19 protein-coding genes are annotated in these 20887 nt (G+C 38.8%); 1 reads left to right on the top strand and 18 read right to left on the bottom strand.

Annotated features, from left to right (window positions below; genetic code table 11):
- Window positions 1-380 (top strand): type II toxin-antitoxin system RelE/ParE family toxin (locus AB1498_06760; protein ID MEW6087992.1); only part of this gene is annotated, 380 nt, incomplete at its 5' end.
- Between the two features lie 231 nt (window positions 381-611).
- Here AB1498_06760 and AB1498_06755 read toward each other — a convergent pair.
- From AB1498_06755 to panC, 18 genes are all read right to left on the bottom strand, one after another.
- Window positions 612-2417, bottom strand: coding sequence for a C39 family peptidase (locus AB1498_06755; GenBank protein ID MEW6087991.1), 1806 nt, complete (start codon window positions 2415-2417; stop codon window positions 612-614).
- A gap of 215 nt (window positions 2418-2632) precedes the next feature.
- The gene (locus tag AB1498_06750) at window positions 2633-3052 is read right to left on the bottom strand and encodes a PIN domain-containing protein (GenBank protein MEW6087990.1); all 420 of its coding nucleotides are present in this window, start codon (window positions 3050-3052) and stop codon (window positions 2633-2635) included.
- Entirely contained in the window at window positions 3042-3245 is a 204-nt protein-coding gene (locus AB1498_06745) for a hypothetical protein (protein MEW6087989.1), read from the bottom strand. Before AB1498_06745 ends, AB1498_06750 begins: the two co-directional genes overlap by 11 nt.
- 357 nt (window positions 3246-3602) lie before the next feature.
- Window positions 3603-3926, bottom strand: a complete 324-nt coding sequence (locus AB1498_06740) for an NYN domain-containing protein (protein MEW6087988.1) — start codon at window positions 3924-3926, stop codon at window positions 3603-3605.
- Complete coding sequence (locus tag AB1498_06735; protein MEW6087987.1) at window positions 3905-4129, bottom strand: hypothetical protein; 225 nt, start codon at window positions 4127-4129, stop codon at window positions 3905-3907. The genes AB1498_06740 and AB1498_06735 overlap by 22 nt, the downstream gene beginning before the upstream one ends.
- 216 nt (window positions 4130-4345) lie before the next feature.
- Entirely contained in the window at window positions 4346-5989 is a 1644-nt protein-coding gene (locus AB1498_06730; GenBank protein MEW6087986.1) for an NAD+ synthase, read from the bottom strand.
- A 67-nt stretch (window positions 5990-6056) separates the two neighbouring features.
- On the bottom strand, window positions 6057-7403 hold the full coding sequence (locus tag AB1498_06725; protein MEW6087985.1) for an outer membrane protein transport protein: 1347 nt from the start codon (window positions 7401-7403) through the stop codon (window positions 6057-6059).
- A gap of 55 nt (window positions 7404-7458) precedes the next feature.
- The gene (locus AB1498_06720) at window positions 7459-8763 is read right to left on the bottom strand and encodes a beta-ketoacyl-ACP synthase II (GenBank protein ID MEW6087984.1); all 1305 of its coding nucleotides are present in this window, start codon (window positions 8761-8763) and stop codon (window positions 7459-7461) included.
- A 381-nt stretch (window positions 8764-9144) separates the two neighbouring features.
- The gene (locus tag AB1498_06715; GenBank protein ID MEW6087983.1) at window positions 9145-10155 is read right to left on the bottom strand and encodes a hypothetical protein; all 1011 of its coding nucleotides are present in this window, start codon (window positions 10153-10155) and stop codon (window positions 9145-9147) included.
- Between the two features lie 159 nt (window positions 10156-10314).
- Window positions 10315-12072, bottom strand: a complete 1758-nt coding sequence (locus AB1498_06710; GenBank protein ID MEW6087982.1) for a hypothetical protein — start codon at window positions 12070-12072, stop codon at window positions 10315-10317.
- A 113-nt stretch (window positions 12073-12185) separates the two neighbouring features.
- On the bottom strand, window positions 12186-12770 hold the full coding sequence (gene scpB / locus AB1498_06705) for an SMC-Scp complex subunit ScpB (protein MEW6087981.1): 585 nt from the start codon (window positions 12768-12770) through the stop codon (window positions 12186-12188).
- Between the two features lie 12 nt (window positions 12771-12782).
- Window positions 12783-13535 carry a segregation/condensation protein A gene (locus tag AB1498_06700; GenBank protein MEW6087980.1) on the bottom strand — a complete coding sequence of 251 codons (753 nt, stop codon included), beginning with the start codon at window positions 13533-13535 and terminating at the stop codon, window positions 12783-12785.
- A 2-nt stretch (window positions 13536-13537) separates the two neighbouring features.
- Window positions 13538-14518 carry a tryptophan--tRNA ligase gene (trpS, locus tag AB1498_06695; protein MEW6087979.1) on the bottom strand — a complete coding sequence of 327 codons (981 nt, stop codon included), beginning with the start codon at window positions 14516-14518 and terminating at the stop codon, window positions 13538-13540.
- A gap of 21 nt (window positions 14519-14539) precedes the next feature.
- Window positions 14540-15166, bottom strand: a complete 627-nt coding sequence (locus AB1498_06690) for a site-2 protease family protein (protein ID MEW6087978.1) — start codon at window positions 15164-15166, stop codon at window positions 14540-14542.
- 89 nt (window positions 15167-15255) lie between these two features.
- The gene (locus AB1498_06685) at window positions 15256-17913 is read right to left on the bottom strand and encodes a CBS domain-containing protein (protein MEW6087977.1); all 2658 of its coding nucleotides are present in this window, start codon (window positions 17911-17913) and stop codon (window positions 15256-15258) included.
- Between the two features lie 13 nt (window positions 17914-17926).
- Complete coding sequence (locus AB1498_06680) at window positions 17927-18745, bottom strand: aspartate dehydrogenase domain-containing protein (protein MEW6087976.1); 819 nt, start codon at window positions 18743-18745, stop codon at window positions 17927-17929.
- 105 nt (window positions 18746-18850) lie between these two features.
- A complete protein-coding gene (gene nadA / locus AB1498_06675; protein MEW6087975.1) occupies window positions 18851-19786 on the bottom strand; it encodes a quinolinate synthase NadA in 936 nt (311 codons plus the stop codon).
- A gap of 2 nt (window positions 19787-19788) precedes the next feature.
- On the bottom strand, window positions 19789-20631 hold the full coding sequence (panC, locus tag AB1498_06670; protein MEW6087974.1) for a pantoate--beta-alanine ligase: 843 nt from the start codon (window positions 20629-20631) through the stop codon (window positions 19789-19791).
- Between the last annotated feature and the right edge of the window lie 256 nt (window positions 20632-20887).

Genomic DNA, 20887 nt, shown 5'->3' with positions numbered 1-20887 from the left:
TTTTAATTATTTTTAATCAAACATGGCACTACACTTTGGCCAAAAAAAAGAACCGCCCCTTATTTCTATGCGGTTCTTTTCGCTTCTTTTGCGATTTTTTAGGGTTTAACTGTCAAAGTTCTGTAAATACAACTCCTGAGTTTGATATTAAAAAAATCGATAAATCTATAAGTAAAAGAATCTTTCAAAAAATAGAGTGGCTCGCCCAAAACCCTAAAATTCTCGACACTCCTCTTAAATACCTCCCTAACGACCTTAAAGGATTACAAAAATATAGAATTGGTGATTATAGAATTCTTTTCTGGGTTGACCATCCTAATAATGTAATAACTCTTTATGGCGTTGAACATCGCCGTTCTATTTATGATAAATTGAAATAATTCCATTTCTTAAAACTCATCACCAATTTCATAAGAACGCGGGATAAAATATGTAATACATAAAATTTAAAATTATTTCATCGGGTAAATTTTATTTTCATAAATTATAATCCCTCATTTTAAAATAATAAATCCGAACTCCCCTTAATCCCTGCCTGCGGCAGGCAGGCCCTCTTTTCACGAAGTGATCGCTTCGCGAGAAAAAAGAGGGGGAATATCAATTTCCACAAATTATAAATGATTTAACAGATAATCCGCATCATCCAATAAAATCTTTGCTCCCTTTTCACTAATATGTTTTTCTTTTTGAGCCTCTACTTCATTCTTAAAGGCATTTAAAATATTTTCAATTATCTTATTATCATTCCTTTCTTCCGCCTTTTCTGCAGCTTCTAACTTTTTCAATAAACTATTCTTTATTCCTTGATTATCTATATCACCTAATTGAAAAAGAATTTCTATATCCTCTTTCATAGAAGTTAAAGTTATAATATGTTCCATTTTAGATGTCTCGCGGGAGGTTGTAACCGTAATAGGATAATCTGATACAAGCCCTTCTCGTGTAACACCATCAAATCTAACATCCACTTCTTCAGACCTTTCTCCAGAAAAAGTAGGAAGAATTATCCCAACAGTTAATGTATAATATCCATTTCCTGTTCCATAAGTCTGTAAGGAAAAATTATCTTCTTCTAATTCATTTACAAATAATATTTTTGCAGGTGGTTTTTGCGGGGGTGGTATTTCGCCTTCTTCTAAAAGTGGATATGGAGCATCCTCCTCAATATACGAACCAGATATTTCTGTAATAATGGTCTTTGTTACTGGTTCATAACCAAGTCTACGGCCTTGAGAATCAATTAATAGAAGCTCCACGGGACAATTGGCATGTATTTCCATCTTCCCTTTCTCAACTGTTTTACGGGCAAATCGTCTTAGCCCTCCTCGTCCACCAGTATCAAATCGATTATCATATGATTCTAAAGTAACCTTTGTTGTCGACGCGGGATCATTAATCTTATATGTCCCAGTTGTTTTCCCTTTTACCACCACAAAGTGTGTACTAGAATATTCTCTTGGCACTTTTAAAATTACCGGATTCCCGTTTTTTAAATCACTATCTAATGTATCAAAACTATTGGCAAAATTATTGAAGACAACTTGATCACTCGAATATGGTTCCACTTTATACCATCTTATCAACCCTCCTGGATCATATCCCTTATTTCTATTTAGCCATATATTAAGATTTTTAGGATTCACATCTGCGCTATCTGCTCCATAAGCTACTCCATAAAATCTCAACACCATCACTAAATCCGTCAGTACACAACCTAAATTTTTTATTTTATTATTTGGCGGGCTGACACTGTCATAAATTTCATTAGCCCACCCTGTGGAATTGTAACCATTCCAGCTTGTAGTATCTCTCTGACTATAATAAGGAACAGCCAGGTTTATCTCTCCTTCCCCAATAGTTGTCATCCATTCTTTGGTAAGCCTGATCCAGCCGGTCCCGCATGACGGTGCTCCGCTGCTGCAATAAATTACTTTAACTTTATAATTATGAATGCCGCTTGCCGCATAAAAATGCCTGCGGGTATAAGTAGTATCAGCATCCGGCCACCAGTCTTCATGTTTTACAACATCGTCTTCATAGTAATAATAGGCAATCGCATAACCGTTTATTTTTAATGAATTCCCAAAACATAAATTTGTTCCAACTGTTGCTGTCGTATAGGGATGCGTAAGTATAAGTTTCCCGTCTGATGTAGTTTCCGTTTGCATGGGGCCGACATAAGTGGAATTCCCCCCGCATTCGTCAGAACTTAATCCAAAACTTTGAATACCAAAGCTGTCCCTGCCGGAACTTTGTTTATGGCACCTGCGGCATACGTCGATATCTTCTGTCCAATTTGCCCCGCAATTGGCGGGAGGGTCTATTTTTTCTATCTTTTCGCCAATTTCTGTATAACCTGCATTACCAATCAAAAAAATAAACAAAAGAAGTATAAAATATTTTTTAATTATAGACATTGTTATTTTCCTCCTTTTTCAGATCCAAAAACTCTCCCCTCATTCGGGTTTTCGTGCCGGCGCTATCAATTTTATTTTCATAAATTATAATCCCTCATCTCTTCTCTTTCCCCTCCTCTTTTTTCAAAGAGGAGGCGGGGAGGAGTTCTTCAATTCTTGAAAGCACACCTTCAATATTATTCAAAATATCAGTGTTACTGAATCTTAATTTATCCTTATCCCAAAAATGGATTTATTATGTTAAGTTTTTCTTCAATTAACTGCCCATTCTGCATATCTTCGGTATAAACACACGAACAACCATTTTCTAATGCTGATGCAAGAATAAGGCTATCCCAATAAGAATATTTATATTTTTCTTTTATTTTCCAAGACAATCTGATACTTTCTACTGTTATAAGAATTAACTCGGTGTTTTTGATTATTTCTTCCACTCTTTCTTGTATCATTGAATCAGAAATTTTATTTCGGACCAATATAACATAAAATTCATTTATTACTTGTGTATTGCTAATTATTGTTTTATCTATGGTTTTAATAAAATTAACGGCTTTATTCCTTTTTTCAATATGTAAATTATCTTCTAATGAACTATAAACATATATATTAGTATCTATAAAAACTCTATCTTTCATAAAGCTCCTCTCTCGCAGGAATAATTATTTTATCAACTTTTAGAGGATTCGAAATTATTTTTTCAAATTTATCTCCCTCAGCAACTTTTTTTACTCCATATTTTTTAATCAAAAACTCATAAAAATCAAAAAGTTCTTTCCTGGCTTCCTCTTTTAAAATAAGCAAATCTATATTAACTGCTGTTTTTCCCATTGTCATCCTCCTTATTTTTTAGCTTAATTACTTTCTATTAAAACCTTCAAATCCCAAAAAACTCTCCCATCCATTCGGGTTTTCATAATTTATAATCCCTCATTTTAAAACAATAAATCCGAACTCCCCTTAATCCCCTCTTTAAAAAAAGAGGGGAGATAAAGACAAAAAGCCGAATAGAGTTCTCTTTTCTTACCCCTCCTCTTTTTTTCGCGAAGCGATCACTTTGTGCGATCTTGTTTCCCAAAGTAACTTATAATCAGATATTTTATTTTCATAAATTTAATCTTATTTTTCTATTGACAAATAATAAAACATTATATATAATTTAACCATAATCACGATGAGAGGTTACACCTAAGGTTTCGTCCGAAGGTCAATGCCTCTTTTTTTATGCTCTAATTTTTCCTTCAAATTATTCATAAAATCAATTTTATGCATAAACTTCCTTAATAAAGACGAAAACTGACCTTTATTAGGAACTATTAACTTTAAAAGCTTATCTTGCTTAATAAGATATTCTGTCAAACAATAAAAATCGCCATCCCCTGAAACAATAACCGCTTTATCGTAATTTGGATATTCAACCATTGTGTGCAGCACTAATTCGGCATCAACGTTGCCTTTAACTTTTTTATTCGGTAAATATAAAAGTAGGTTTAAAAACCAGAATATAACCATCCTCTTGTAATGAAATATACAAACTCCTGATTTGTGTTAACATACCCAATAAAAAGAAATGCTTTGGTTACATTGTATTTATCCTTTAAATATTGCCTAAATCGTTTAAAATCAAGTGTCCATCCTTGCGAACGAACAGCTAAATTCAAATTCTGACTATCGATAAAAGCATAATTATTTTTGCCAATTTCCATTTTATCCACAAAACTCTCTCCCCATTCGGGTTTTCATAATTTATTATCCCTCATTTTAAAATAATAAATCCGAACTCCCCTTACCCCTCTTTTCACGAAGTGATCGCTTCGCGAGAAAAAAGAGGGAAAACTAGTGGACACCCTTCTTCTCTTACTCCTCCTCTTTTCACAGAGTGATCACTTCGTGAAAAGAGGAGGTTGGGAGGAGTTTATTATACCCTGTTTTTAAAAATTTATTTTTGCCGCTATCGGCATTCTCCAGCCCGTTCCAAACGCCCGGTCCGTCACTTTTAGGCCTGGAGGCGCCTGTTTTCTTTTAAACTCAGCCTTCCCGGCCAGGTCTAAAACTTTTTTCACGATTTCCCTGTCAAACCCGTCCGAAACAATTTCTTCTTCCGATTTATAAAGCTCAATATGCCTGTATAAAATCGCATCGAGCACATTATACGGCGGCAAACTATCCTGGTCGGTCTGGTCCGGCCTTAATTCCGCTGACGGGGCCTTATATATAATTTGTTTTGGTATTAAATCCCCTCTTGTCTTGTTCAGCCAGTCGGTCAACCGGTATATCATAGTCTTTGGCACGTCCGCGATTACCGCAAGTCCTCCCGACATATCACCGTATATTGTGCAATATCCGACCGCGAGTTCCGACTTATTTCCCGTCGTTAAAAGCATTGCGCCGTATTTATTGGAAACAGCCATCAATAAATTCCCCCTGATCCGGGACTGGATATTTTCCTCAGTTATGTCCTTCGGATACCCCTGGAACACTTTTTCCAAACTGTTCTCAAAAGAAATCATGATATTGTTTATTGGTATTGTTAATGTTTTTATTCCAATTTTTTTGGCCAATTCCAATGAATCATCTATACTCCCCCTGCTTGAATAGGGGGATGGCATGAGAATTCCGGTTACATTTTCTTTCCCGATTGCTTCCGCGGCAATTAAAGCCGTTACACTTGAATCAATCCCGCCGGACAGTCCAAGTATCGCTTTTTTAAAACCGCATTTAAAGATATAATCGCGGGTCCCCATGACCAGCGCATTCCACAATTCTGATTCCTCGGTGAAATCGTCTTTATTAACAAATCCTTCACCCGTCTTTGTATCCACAACCACAATATCTTCCAAAAACGCCTTACCCCGGGCTATTAACCTGCCTTCACTATTGAAGGCACAGCTTCTCCCGTCAAAAATAAGATCATCATTGCCGCCTGTTTGATTTACGTATAAAAATGGGATTTTATATTTTTTAGAAATGCTTGCAAGCATTGATTCGCGGATTTTTTGTTTCCCGATTGTAAAAGGCGAAGCTGATAAATTCACCACACAATCTATATTTTTAGAAACTAAATCCTGGATAGGATCAAAACTGTACCTGTGTGTCTTCCAAAAATCCTTATCATTCCAGATGTCTTCACAAATGGTTATCCCGACTTTGTTGTTTTTTATATTGAAAATCTGGGGCTGCGTTGACGGTTCAAAATACCTGTCTTCATCAAACACATCGTATGTCGGCAAAAGCACTTTATGAAACCTGCCGGCTATTTTCCCCTGGCCCAAAATTACCGCCGAATTATAAAGCGGCCTGCCCCTGCCTGATATATTTTTTTCCGCAACACCTATCAAAAGCGGCGGGCAGCCTGTCAAAGTTTTAGCAATTTCTTCAAGCTTTTGATACGCCTTTTCAATAAAAAACCGGTTCAGCAGTAAATCCCTTGGAGGGTATCCTGAAATTGCCAATTCTGAAGTTACACACAGATCAACGTCTTCATTTTTTAATGGCCTGACAGCATTAATTATTTTCCCGGCATTACCTTCTATATCTCCCACAATAAAATTAAGCTGTAATAACGCGAATTTCATCTAAGCTGTATACTCCTTCACTTTTACCCTCTAACCTATTCCCGGCACGCAAAATGAATTATATCAATTAAAACAGAATACTGCCGCCTAACCTGACTGTGGTTACCTTTAAGGTATAATTCCCCGGCAAATTATCAGGAACAGTATCTCCATCTGCATCTACGGGAGAACCATTGACTGTCCTGCTTTTAGTGGTCAAATATTCGTATCCTAAAATAAGTTCGTATTTTTCACTTTCATACCCGAAAGCGGCTCTAAAACTTTGTTTATTCCCGCTGTCTGGAATCAGGGGTGTTAAAGTTCTATCAGGAATCGGACTTGGATCGATGTAATATCCTCCATAGATATTCCAGTTTTTTTCCAAATTATATTTCAGGCCGAAACTATACCGGACTATATTTTTCCACTCAAAGACCAAATTGCTTTTTGAAGTTATTAACGCGTTGGTTGTATCTACTGTATTTGTAACTTCAAAACTCGAAAAACTGGACCATTCGGTCCAATCAATGTCAGTTGAAAGTGTAAGTTTTTCCTGGGGTTTATATACCAACCCAAACCCTACATTAGCCGGCAAAGTTATTTCAACAGATGAGGGTGCTGTTTCAGATTTGAGAAGCCCCAAACCTAAACTCGCGGGGCCGTAAGCGCTGACATCCGAATCGCCGCTGACCTCGACTCTTGTGGAAGAACGATAGGTCAATCCGCAGTTAAATTCTTTGTTCACTTTGCATAAAACCCCGGCATTCCCGCCATATCCCCAGCCGTCTCCTTTCAAATGCTTATCAATAGGAATATTCAAACCTGCAAGGGCAGGGTTAACCGCTGCCCCCGGGGCAACCAAAACACCTCTTTCTTCCAGATCTCCCCTTGTGGCAAAAACACCAATTCCTATACTTACCCTGTCATTAACCTGCCCCGCTATCGCAGGATGAACAGATGTAAAAGCGGCCTTCCCTTTCCAATCGATTTCAGGATAAGCCGGGTAATCGGGGCTTGAAAAAAAGTCATATTCCATCCCTAAACCATGCTGGGTATATACCGCCAGTCCAAACTTAAGTTTTTCTTTCTGCAAATCACAGGCATAGGCCAATACGGGAACGAGCGCCCATGTCTTTTTCTGGTTAACCTCGCCGGTCTCATAACCGCCAATAACGCCCGGCCCATAAAAATTCTGGCTGATCTTAGCCCTGGTCTGGATAACCGGTGCGTCAAAAGAAAAATTCTGGTTCTTTATCTGCGTCAAACCAGCCGGGTTCCAAAAAACCGCAGTCCCGTCATCAGCCAGGGCGCGGAACGCGCCTCCCATCGCATTGGCTTTCGCGCCGATTTCCCTGACTTCAATCCCGCCCGCGAAAATGGAATTTGAAATTGCCGCGGTGAAAAACAAAACTGCTAAAAATATTTTTCTTGTCATCTACCCCCTCCTATTAATATGTTATTTTGTATATATCGGTAAAATAAACATTTTTTTAACCATTGTGAAACACAGGGGCGAACATTTTTAATATTTCCAGGATTTCCAGAATAAAAGCGCAGATAAATTTTTCTTCAAATTTTTTTAAAACCAGTGCGGAGTTTTTGCCGCCGAACCCGAAACAATTCGCAAGCATAAGGCGGAATGATTTTTTTATTGAGGTATTTACAACATAATTTAAATCACAGTCAGGATCAGGGGTCTCATAATTAATTGTCGGGGGAATAACGCTGTCTTCCATAGCGCCCAGTGACGCGATTAATTCTATCGCTCCTGACGCGCTCTGGACATGTCCGAATAACGATTTAAGGCTTGTTATCGGTATTTTATACGCGTAGTCATTAAATGTCTTTTTGATAATAATTGTTTCAGCTATATCATTTACCAATGTCGCATTTGCGTATGCCTGGATAAATTCTATCTCGTCGGGCAAAATTCTCGATTCCTCGAGGACCCCTTTTACCGCGCGAAACGCGCCGTTTCCGGTAGGTTCATATGATGTCATATGATAAGCGTCACAGGCTGAGGCATATCCGAGTATTTCCGCGTAAATCTTCGCGTCACGGTGAATTGCATGCCCTAAATCTTCCAAAATCAACATCCCGGAGCCTTCACCTAAAATAATCCCGTCCCTGTTAATATCAAAAGGCTTGGGCGTTCCATTCATCTTTTGCGACATAATGCGCGAAAGGCAAAACGCGCTGAAAATTGTGGGATAGAGCGGCGCATCCGCTCCGCCTGAAACCATGACATCCATCATCCCGCTCCGGATCATGTAATAAGCAAAACCTATAGCGTCGAAAGAAGAGGTGCATGCGTTTGAAATAGTGTAACTCGGGCCTTTTGCCCTTAGATGTATTGATATCTGGCTTGATGCCGCGTTCGGGAATGCGGCTGATGCGGTAAAAGGATTCATTCTTGACGCGCCTTTTTCCATTAAAATACCATGTTGTTCCAGTGCAAAAATCAAACCGCCCAATGTCGTTCCCACGGACACGCCAAACCGTTCAGGATCCAGGCCGTTATGATAAATTCCTGAATCTTCCGCGGCCATACATGCCGCATTGACCGCAAATTGTGTCGCAAGGTCGGTTCTTAATACCGCTTTGGGTTCCATATACCACTTGGAATCAAAATTTTTTACTTCTCCCGCAACTTTTGTGGGGAAATCTCTCGTGTCAAAACGTGTTATTTCATTTATCCCCGACTTTCCCGCTTTTACATTCGCCCAGAAATCTTTTTTGCCTGTACCGCAAGGAGAAATAACACCCACTCCAGTTATCACTACTCTCCTGTGCATTCGTCCACCCTCCCCCTGAAAATTTTGTAATACTAAAATTTTGTGTAATTAGTAATTTAGCATATACAAAAAAACACTCTGTATGGTAAACCCCATTAGAGAACTTTGTCCTCTAACGGTTTGCGCTGACGGTGGCATTTCCGCCAAAGGCGGATTCGCCTCAGGAGAAAAACCACCGTCAGCTTGGAAATCGGTAGACCACCGACTAAAGTCGGTGGCTTTCTCTAACGGGGTAAAGATTATATTTGATTACCATTTAAAGCGCTTATTATCATTCCCCTCCCTTTAAGGACTATGTCAATATTTTATCACAATATTGACTAAAAATTCTTATTTTTTTATTCTGCTCATAACCCAATAAAACACCCTATCTATTATAAATTACTTGCTGTCTTCCTCCCCAATATCATGCGCCACGGTTACTCTTACACTCACAGTTGAAGAATTGCCTGAAAAATCCGTAGCAACATAGGTAATGGTATAAATACGGCCATTTCCTTTCCCTTCTCTTTCGGCACGCAGAAATATTTTTTCAATTTCTTTACGTTTAACATTGTCCCATACTTTAGTAATTTGTATATCCTGTGTAGTATGTCCGTCTCCTTCACCAAAGGCATCGTCAGGCTCGTTACTTTCCACAGAAAGAATTTTTATTTCAGGAAAACGGTCATAGTTATCAGAAACAGTTATTTCAGGAGTAATTTCCACCATTTCGTGGTTCGGCGGCCACAAAACAGTTGGAGTAACGGTCAGATTTAATACTGGAGGAATCAAATCGGTTCCTGCCAATATATTATCGTTTTCTATTTTTGTCACTTCCGGCTGCCCCGGCTTTGTTGTATCTTTATAGGTAAAAGTCCTTTTTATAGATGACCACCATGGTTTACCTCGTTCCCAGATTTGAATGGTTTTGAGAAGCCCGCCGTTATTTTCGGTTGATAATTCTATTTCCACAGTATTTGCATCGGCAAAAGTTACCTTTTGCGTTATAAACCGGGCAGAATCAGGCAACTGAATAGTGCGTTTTTCACTATCATTTGTTGCAGGAAAATTAGGGAAATCACAAGGGATGTTTATAAAAAAAGGCATGGAAAACATAGTAAACATTATAAAATCATGTCCGCTTTCATTATATTTATCTGTCTTATGTATTTCACCCATTCTATCTTTTGTAATCTCTCTGACCTTCTTCAAAGTAAAATCATCTTTACGAACATATAGCTGCAAGGCCTCTTCATTTTCCATTCCTTCCTCAGTCATTTCTACAACATAACACATATCTTCTTCTACTTCTTTAAGATCAATAACTCTAAAATGAATGGAAAAAGGATCACCAGGTCTTTCGACATCACCATTTAAAGTGCCAAGTTCAGCTGTTTGAATTCCTCGCATTACTATATCCCAGGAATCACCTATTTGCCATTGAGGGGTAAAATCCGGGTTTATTGCGGCCTGACTATATGCGGGTAAAATAGAAATTATTAATATTAAAATCAAAAGATAATATAAGGGAAATATTCTTTTAAACATTTTTGCCTCACTTGTAATTTACTATGGGGATTTTGAAAAATCTACTCCTAATTTTTCCACATTTTCTTTCTTTACATAAGGGTTAGGAGCAACCCCCCACCGGCCATCAAACGGACTACTTTTTATAAAACGCAAGCTTTTGGGCGCAAATCCGGCAGCAATAATCCAATCCTGTTCAGGAAAATTATCCTCTAATATTCCTTTGGATTTATATTTCAATTTATAAACAAAAGTTTCTTCTCTATATATGGTATTATCATCACTGGGGGGAGGAATATCGGCATTGGCATATATAGTAGTAGTAATCTTTATAATGTCTTCCTTGCCTTCTTCAGCTTCCTTCATTACTGAGATATATTTGTATATTGCATGATTCCAAACCTGTGTACTATCCAGACCTTTAGGATCTCTAAGATTACTTTGAAGTGATTCTCTTTTTTTTCGAATATGTTCTACTAACCCAGCATGAAACTTATCGGCAAATTTATCTGTATCATCTTTTCCGACTTGTGGTTTAATTGCCGGAATATTGTCTATTAGAACCTGGAAATCTGCATTTGTATCTCCCAACTTCATTACTAATCCTTCTATCTCATCTTGAGAAAAATTTTGCCCGTTATAGTAAATTGGCTGCGGTTGACTTAGAAGAATTGAAGAAATAGTTGCTCCCCAGCAATGCCCTACCCAAGATTCTCCGCCATTAGAATTTTTCAGCAGTTCATATTCTCTTGCCTTTGCGGCAAAAGCGGCATCGTATTTGGTTAAAGTCCCGCCCTCTCCATAAAGATTTCTTGCAGGATCAGATTGATTCTGCAAAGGATAATACCAGAAATTCCACGGTCTGTAACTGGCTTCCCCAATTTCTTTAAAGGTGTTAGAGATAATTGTATTGGAAAGAGCAAAACCGGAAACAACTGCCGTACCTGTATCATTGTGCTTTACATAATACCAGCCATGTTTATCAATGGGATTACCGTCAGCATCTTCAAAAGGAATAGAATATGTAATACTGACATCAGGGCCTGCTATTTTTGTGAAAATATCAGGATAATAAAGTTCTATTGTCTCATTATTGGTTTCTATTGTGAATATTCCGCCTGAACTGCTGGGGATATAAATACGATATATTTTATCATTATCTGTAACAGTAATTTCTTTGCCAAGGGGGATCTTTACCTGTTCCGGCTCTTCTCTTTTTTCTATATTGACCGCCCACTCTTTAGTAATCCTGATCCAGCCGACCCCGCATGACGGCGCTCCGCTGCTGCAGTATATTACACGAACTTTATAATTATGTATCCCGTCTGCCGGATAAAAATGCCTGCGGGTATAAGTGGTATCGGCATCCGGCCACCAGTCTTCATATTTTACAACGCCGTCTTCATAATAATAATAGGCAATCGCATAACCGTTTATTTTTAATGTATTCCCAAAACATTGATTAGTCCCGACTGTTGCGGTTGTATCTGGATGTGTAACTACGAGTTTCCCGTCTGATGTGGTCTCCATCTGCATGGGGCCTTCATAAGGAGGATTACCTCCGCATTCATCAGTTGCCGTGTCAAAACTCAGGGAATTGGCATCACTCATCTTAATGTCCTGACTATGACATCTCTTGCATTCGTTAATATCCTCCGTCCAATTTGCTCCGCAATCGGCAGGAGGATTCATATATTCTATCTTTTCACCAGCCTCTGTATAATTTGAATCGATGGAGATAAATAAAAAAAGGGAAACAAATAAAATGTTTTTTGAGAATAAAGCTTTTATCCCGGACATTTTTATTTTCCCCTTATTTATTTGAGGGGTCGGGGAATTTCGGCCCCTCACCCTGAGGCACCTTTTTATTATATCGTTTTTCGATATACTGTCAAGAATTATATATATCTTTCTTATTCATTAATTTTTTCCCCCGTGGGTTCACTTATCCTTGTTAAAACTTCTTCTGCCTGGATAACATCTTTAAATTCTTTCAACTGCGGAAGCTCCGACAAATCTTTAAGTCCGAAATAAACCATAAATTCATCTGTTGTGCCGTATTGAAGCGGGCGGCCCGGCTGGTCTGAACGGCCTGTAATCTTAATCAGGTTTTTTTCCAATAATGTATGCAAAGCCCATTCCACATTAACACCTCTAATCGCTTCAATCTCCACCCGCATAATCGGCTGTTTATACGCGATTATGGATAATGTTTCAAGCGCGGAACGGGACAAACGGAAATGAAGTTTTGTGTTAAAAAGTCTTTTCACCCACGGAGCATATTCCCGCCGGGTATTCATCCGGTAACCGCCGGCAATTTCCACAATCTGTATACCCCTGTCTTCCTTTCCATATTCATCCTGGAGCTGGTTTATTAATACCCTGATAGTGTGAGTATCAACTCCTCCAATAATCTCTTCAAGTCTTTTTAATTCTAAAGGCTGGGGGGACACAAAAAGAAGGCATTCAATAATAGCTTTTAACTCTTTCGTTTCCATAAATAAATATTTTCATGCGAGGGCACGGCAAGCCGTGCCCCTACTCAATTCATCCTGAGGCACGAGCCGATACACCTTTATTTCGCCAAAAATCCCATGCTGCCTGATTTGGATTTCCTGCTGTTTTATTAATTCAAGAATAGCGATAAACGTTACAATAACTTCAAGCTTTGTCCTGCAAGCTTCCATAATTTCCGAGAAATAAAAACCCGAACCCGCGTAAAGCCTGGTTTTTATCTCTTTTATTTTATCAGCTACGGTAAATTCCTCAATTATTATCTCATGAAAAGCCTTTTCGTCAACACTTTTTATTGCGTCTTTAAACGCGGACAAAAGATCAAAAAGCGTGGCTTCCACGAATTCGTTTTCTTCTTCTATGCTTATTTCAGGCACCAATCTTGTAAAAATTTCTTCCTGGTGCGCCCTGTTTTTTTCCAATTCCATTGCAAGCTCCTTGAACTTTTTATATTCCATCACACTTGCGACCAAGGCCTTTCTCGGGTCATCCCCGATTTCTTCCTCCAGGTTTACATTTTCAATGGGCAGAAGCATTTTGGATTTAATCTGTATCAAAACAGCGGCCATCAACATAAAATCAGAGGCCAATGATAAATCGAGAATTTCCAAAAGTTCAATATATTCAAGGTATTGCCTGGTAACTTTTGCAATAGGGATATCATAAATATCCATTTCCTCCCTTTTTATTAAATGCAAAAGCAGGTCCATCGGGCCTTCAAAATTGTCAAGTTTTATTTGATAATTCATAATTAAAATCCTATTGCCTCCTTTACTTCCTTCAATGTTTTTTGCGCTATATTTCTTGCCTTTGCATTGCCTTCTTCCAGAATCATATCAACCAGATCTTTTTGAGATAAAAGTTCCTTCCTTTTCTCGTTTATCGGTTTAAGTAAGTCAATAAGTTCCCGGGCAAGATCTCTTTTACAATCAGTACATCCAATCTTCGCGCCAATACAATTTTCGGTTATTTTATCCAGTTCCTTTACACTATAAATTTTATGGAAAGCGTGGACTATGCATACATCCGGGTGCCCAGGGTCGTGCCTTTTTATTCTCTGCGGGTCCGTTATCATCGACATCACCTTTTTTGAAACTGTTTCATCATTATCCGACAAATAAATCGAATTGTCATAGCTTTTGCTCATCTTGCGGCCGTCAAGCCCGGGCAGGCGGGGTGTTTCCGTCAGGATTCCCCTGGGCAGGACAAAAACATCTTTATATAAACTGTTAATTTTTTTCGCGAGCTCCCTCGTTAATTCAATATGCGGCAATTGGTCTTCGCCAACCGGGACAAAATTTGTTTTATATAAAAGAATATCTCCCGCCTGCAAGACAGGATACCCGAGAAAACCATAAGTGGAAAGATCCTTATTTGAAAGTTCCTGCTGGATCTCCTTGTATGAAGGTACCCTCTCAAGCCGCGCAACGCTTATAAACATGGATAAAATCAAATGAAGCTCGGCGTGCTCGCTTATTTGCGATTGGACAAAAATAACGCTCTTTCCAGGGTCAATCCCTGCGGCCAGCCAGTCAATCACCATATATTTAATATTATCTTTAATCCCTTTTGTGTCCTGGTATTCGGTAGTTAACGCATGCCAGTCAGCCACCATGTAAAAACATTCAGCCTCTTCCTGAAATTTTACCCAGTTTTTCAAAGCTCCCGCGAGATGGCCTAAATGCAATTTACCGCTTGGACGCATTCCGCTCAAAATTCTTTTATTTTTCATTTATTACCTCTTCATTTTTAGTCATAAAACACCAAAAAAATGAAATATAAACATGACGGCCCGGAATAACGGGTCGATAAAAATATTTAAAATGCCGGTATACATTAAAAACAGCAGTATAAAAATTCCGTATCGTTCCAGGCTCCCGTAATAATATGCCAGTTTATCCGGGAGCAGGCTGTATACAAAACGGGACCCGTCGAGAGGCGGAATCGGGGTCATGTTAAAGACCGCGAGAATAACATTTAGCTGGACGCTGAGCGCCAGCATATATTTTACCGGAGCAATTGCCAGGATAAAATTTATTTTTAAAAGCAGGCCCGAGATTACAGCCATCAGGATATTAGCAACCGGGCCTGAAATACCGACCCATAAAATATCTTTCTTTGGGTTCCTCAGGTTCTGAAAATTAACAGGCACCGGTTTAGCCATGCCTATAACAGGCAAATTAGCCATAGCCAAAATTACGGGTAAAAGAATCGTGCCTATAGGGTCTATATGGGGCAGGGGATTCAATGTCAATCTTCCCATAATCCTTGCTGTCGGGTCCCCGAATTTTTCAGCGGTCCAGCCATGAGCGCATTCATGCACGATTACCGCAAATAAAAGTACCGGCAATGAAATTGCCAGTTCACTGATCTGTGTCATGTTTCTCCTATATTAAATAACGTAAATCGTTAATCGTGAAACGTAATGAACCAGTGATCTGTTACATAAATTTTTATATCCTTCACGATTTACGTTCCTTCACGTTTTACAAGTTTCCTGGCAAGCTCCATCTCATCCCGTTTCGATTTTACTTCCCCATCCAGTTTTTTTTCAAGTATTTTGTCAAGAATATCTTTAAATACCGGCGACGGAGCAAGGCCGAGTTTTATCAAATCATTACCGCTAACCTGTATTTTTTCCTGCCTGTAATTTGTTAAAAAAAGGGCCACTCTTTTTTTAACCAGAACATTTTGGGTATTGGCCATTAAATACAAAAGCGCCTCCGGGGACAAAGGAAAGAGTGATTTATATATTGCGCTTGGTTTCATGTCCTTTTTTAGTTTCAATTCATCATAAATAACCGGCAGGTTTATTTTCGCCTGCCGGATTATATTTGATTCCGCGGCTGAAAATTTAAATTTCTTTATCAGAGATTCCATTTCAGGAATGTCCATCTGGTCCACAAGCGATAAAAGATACATGATCCATACATTAACATAATCCTTTAAAAATGACAACCTGAACCATGACAAAACTCCGCTGATTTCTTTCATAGTTCTTTTTACATGCCGGTTAATCTTCAAATCATGATGTATCCAGGAAAGAATCCCGAGGGACTCCATCCGGATAAACGCTTTAAGAGGGTCATCCTCGCTCAATATTAAAATAAGTTCTTCACGCAGCCTCTCAGGCGCGGTTTTATCAAGCATCCCGAGTTTTAAAGCGTTTTTCAAAAGGTATTCCGTCTGCTTATCAATTTCAAAATTATACCTTTGTTCAAACCTTATCGCGCGCAAAATACGGGTTGGGTCATCCACAAAACTTAAATTATAAAGGACACGTATAATTCCCCTCTTGATATCCGTTCTTCCGCCGAAATAATCCAGCAGCTTACCGAAATTTTCAGGGACAAGGTTAACAGCTAATGAATTAAGGCTGAAATCCCGCCTGTATAAATCATATTTAATAAAACTCTTTTCCACGCTCGGCAGGGCGGCCGGGTGTTCATAAAATTCAGTGCGGGCGGTGGCAATATCAATTTTTATTTTATTCGGCAATGTAACAATTGCCGTCTGGAACTTTTTATGTTCTACTACCTTCCCGTTCAATTCCTTTGCCAGGCGGCGGGCAAATTCTATCCCGTTCCCTTCCACTACGATATCAAGGTCATAATTTTTCCGGCCAAGTATAATATCTCTTACAAAGCCCCCCACCGCGTATACAGGAAAACCAAACCTCTGCCCTTGTTTTCCTATGTCTTTCAAAAGCTCTTTCATCCACACCGGGAGCTTATTATTAATCGTGGGGAGCAGTGACCTTACCTCAGAGACCTTCAGCGGCTTTTCAAACAAAGATTTTTCCGCGGTTATATCCATGTGATAAGCCTTGTCCGTTTGCAAGGGCCTCGAATGAAATATCTTAATTAAATCCGTCCTTGTGACAATTCCCGCAAGTTTTCCATTCTCAATTACAGGGAGGCGGCCGATATTGCTTTCCACCAGGAGCCTGTTGATCTCAGCTATCGGGGTATCTCTGGAAATAGTAACAACATTTGTAGACATATAATTTCTTATTTTTTCGTCTTCCATTTTATGGCTTATAAGTTTTTCAATATCCTGCCTTATGATCATTCCCGCGAGTTTTCCATCCTCTTCGACAGGAAAACCGGTATGATTGAACCTGAGCATCATTTTTTTTAATTCGTAAACACTTATATCCGGCGACACGCTGATTACGGGAGAACTCATAATATCGCCCGCGTAATAAAGAGGTTTAATGTTTTTTTCAAGTTCAGAAATAAGTTTATCGATGACCTCTTTCAATGAAAGATTCCGGACAGCGGCAAACGCGGCCAGGGAATGGCCCGCGCCGCCAAAAACTGAAAGAATCTTATTAACGTCCACCATTTCAGTCCGGCTGCGCGCCAGGAGGTTAATCCTGTCCTCTGTCTCAAAAAGATTAAAAACAACATTTAAATTATTAACATCCCTGAAACGGTGGGTTATTACAGCTAAATCTCCCAGATAATCTTTCAGTTTGGCATAAGAAACCACAATATTAATCCCGTTAATATTAAATTCTTTTAAATTAGAATTTAATTTGTCCAGTATCGATTTTTGTTCCGCCGACAGTTCATATTTTATAAAATCAGACACTACACCGAGGTCCGCACCCTTTTCCAGGAGCCACGCGGCCATTTTTATATCAAAAGCGGTTGTAGACAGATAACTCAGGGAACCCGTATCTTCATACAAACCCATGCAAAATAAAGTTGCCTCCTGATGGCTGATAATTATCTTTTTGGATTTAATTTTTTCCAAAAGAACAGTCACCGCAGCCCCGTAATTTTTGGAAAAATCGTGAAAACTTTTAATATCATACGGGAATTCCGGATGATGGTCGTAAATAATTATTTTAAGATTTTTTTTGTTCAAAATATCTTTCAACTTTCCTATCCGGTTTGGCAGGCGTGTATCAACCAATATTAATTTTGTAATATCAGGGATATTAATATTTTTAACCTTTTCCAGGGGCCATATATTTCCAAATAATTCAATATAACGCCGGACACTTTTTTCCTGGCTGTTAGGAAATGCCAGCCTGGCTTTGGGGAAAAGTTTAGACGCCGCTATTATACTCGCAAAACCGTCAAAATCAACATTATCATGGGTAGTTATTACTTCCATTCCATTTTGTATTTTATGTCCCAACCTTTATGGGATCAACAATTTGCCTTAAAGCGGCACTCGCGGACAGTATTGCAAGATGGCTTGTTTTCGGATTATCCGGGTCGGGTAAATTTTCACATATACATGTAATCTGTCCAAACCCGCCCTTTACCTTGATTTCGTGCGTATTGCAGGTAAAATGGGGGCTTGTAACAATTCGGACGGTAATCAGTGAAGAATCTATTCCGCTTAAAACAAGGCTCGCCGCGACATTTATGTTTTGAGGAAACTCTTCCACCGCCTCTTCAACCTTTCCCGAAAAAATCAATGTATCCGCTTTGATGTTTGTTAAATCAATATTATTTCTTTTAATGAAAGGCGCGTCTTTTATCCCTTTTATGGGTTTTTTCGTGGTTAATGTCACATATTCAACCTTGCTTTTTGCAATCGCTTTTAATCCGTCAACACCCGCTATCGCGCCGGATGGAACATACAGCGTGCCGCCCTTTGACACGGCAATATCCCTGTATTCATCAATATTTTTTATTAACCCGCCGACACTCAGGGAAAGGACTATTTTGGATTTTTCCAAACTTAGTTTAACTATTTCAGCGGATACCTTGCTTGAAGCTGTTTCTACCACGAGGTCGGACATATCAATCAATTCCTTAAAAGGCATTATATTAATTTCCCTTGAAAATTCTTTCGCGAGCCCAATGGCTTTTTCCTGCTGAATATCACACAGGGCATAAACCTCCATACCGGCAATTTCGTTTTCAATGATTTTTGCAAGTTTTGAACCTATGGTCCCGCAGCCGATTATTCCTACTTTAATATTATCCAATGACATTTCACTCCTTTGTTAAAAACGTAAAACGTGAATTGTAAACCGTAAATAGTAAATACTTTGAATTTTCGTCTTACGTTTCACAATCCTTCACGGTTTACGGCATTGTTATACAATCTCCAGCATCCTGTCTAACGCTATTTTCGCCTTTAATCTTATCTCTTCAGGGACCGTAACAACATGTTCCATTTTTTCGAGGGAATTAAATACACTTTCCAGGGTATTCAATTTCATGTTCGGGCAAATCATTTCTTCAAGCGGGGAATAAAATTTTTTCCCGGGATTTTCTTTCTGTAAACGGTAAAGCATTCCAACCTCTGTGCAAACTATAATCTCTTTTGCCTTGGTCTCTTTTGAATAACGGACCATCCCCTCCGTACTTAACACATAATCAACCAGTGCCAAAACACTGGGCTTGCATTCCGGGTGGGCGATAACTGTGGCGTTTGGATAATTTTCTTTTGCCTTCAAAACATCCTCCGGTTTCAAGCGGTGGTGTGTAGGGCAAAATCCATTCCAAGGTATTATCTTTTTTTCTGTAAACGACGAAGTATAATGCGCTAAATTTTTATCAGGAATAAATATGATTTCATTAGTGTCCTTTATAGACTGGACCACCTTTGTCGCATTGGACGATGTGCAGCAAATATCGCTCGCCGCCTTCACCTCCGCGGAAGAATTTACATAACACACTACTTTCGCACCCGGGTAATTTTCCCTGAATTCCTGAAGTTTCTTCGCTGTAACCATTTCCGCCATCGGACATCCGGCTTCTGTTTCAGGAAGCAAGACTGTTTTCCCGGGGCAAAGAATGGCCGCGCTCTCAGCCATAAAATGCACGCCGCAAAAAACAATTACTTTTTCCTTTGTTTTTGCCGCGGCCCTGCTCAAAGCAAGGGAGTCTCCTAAAATATCGCCGATTTCCTGGACTTCCGGCCTTTGATAATTGTGCACAATTATTACCGCATCACGGTCTTTTTTTAATTTCTTTATCTCTTTAATTATTTTTTTTTGATCGGGCAGGAGTTCAAATTTTTTAAACATTTTTATACCTTTAATCTAAAATTATCGACCAGCCTCGTCTTCCCGATCCATAGGGCAGCGGCGGCCAAAATATTTCCCGAAAGTTTTTGAACAGGGACCAAAGTCCTCTCGTTTACAAAAGAAAAATAATCAGGCTTTGACAAAGGTTCTTTTTTAATCAATCTGCCGGCCTTCCTGGACAATAAAGCGGCATCGCGTTCTCCTGATAAAATATCTTTTTTTATTTCCAAAAGTGTTTTTGAAAGAATTAATGCTGCCCTGCGTTCTTTTTCCGAAAGATAACTATTCCGGGAGCTCATGGCAAGGCCGTCCTTCTCCCTGAATGTTTTTAATATTTTTATGTTCAAGGGGATATTAAGGTCCTTCACCATTTGTTTTATGATTATAGCCTGCTGTGCGTCTTTTTGTCCAAAATAAGCATTATAAGGCTGAATTATATTAAATAACTTTAAAACAACCGTGGCTACACCCCTAAAATGTCCCGGCCTCGATTTCCCGCATAAATAATCCTGCAAATCCTTCACTTCCACATAAGATTTATACCCTTCAGGATACATGTCCGGCCGCGAAGGATAAAATATTACATCCACCCCCGCTTTTTCAGCTATCTTTTCATCACGTTTAAAATCCCGCGGATATTTTCCATAATCTTCTTTTGGCCCAAATTGTATCGGATTGACAAAAATGCTTAAAATAACTATATCATTTTCCCCGCAGGCCCTTTTTAAAAGGCTGAGATGCCCTTCATGGAGATACCCCATTGTAGGGACAAAACCTATCTTTTTTTTATCCCTCCATTTTAAGGAATATTTCTGCATCAAAGAAACTTTTTTAATAATCTTCATAAAGAAAATAATTATAAGTTATTTTTAAATCTTTGTCAAATTTACCCCGCACCAAACTCTCTAACAGCATAAAATATCATACATACTTTTTACTTGAAACCTCAATGCCTTAGGTTTGTCTCTCACTAATCCTAAAACAAGCGAGTTTTTTTAAGCGCGACTTAAAATTAATCGGTAGCCATGTAAAATCTTTATTTTCGCTCTATTCGTCCATATAAAATTTATTTTTTGTTTCGTTAAACTGGGAAAATATTTT

The sequence above is a fragment of the bacterium genome (assembly GCA_040754625.1).
Classification (GTDB): Bacteria; JACRDZ01; JAQUKH01; order JAQUKH01; family JAQUKH01; genus JAQUKH01.
Note: the sequence above shows the minus strand (reverse complement) of the source record. Positions and strands in the feature narration are given on the sequence as shown.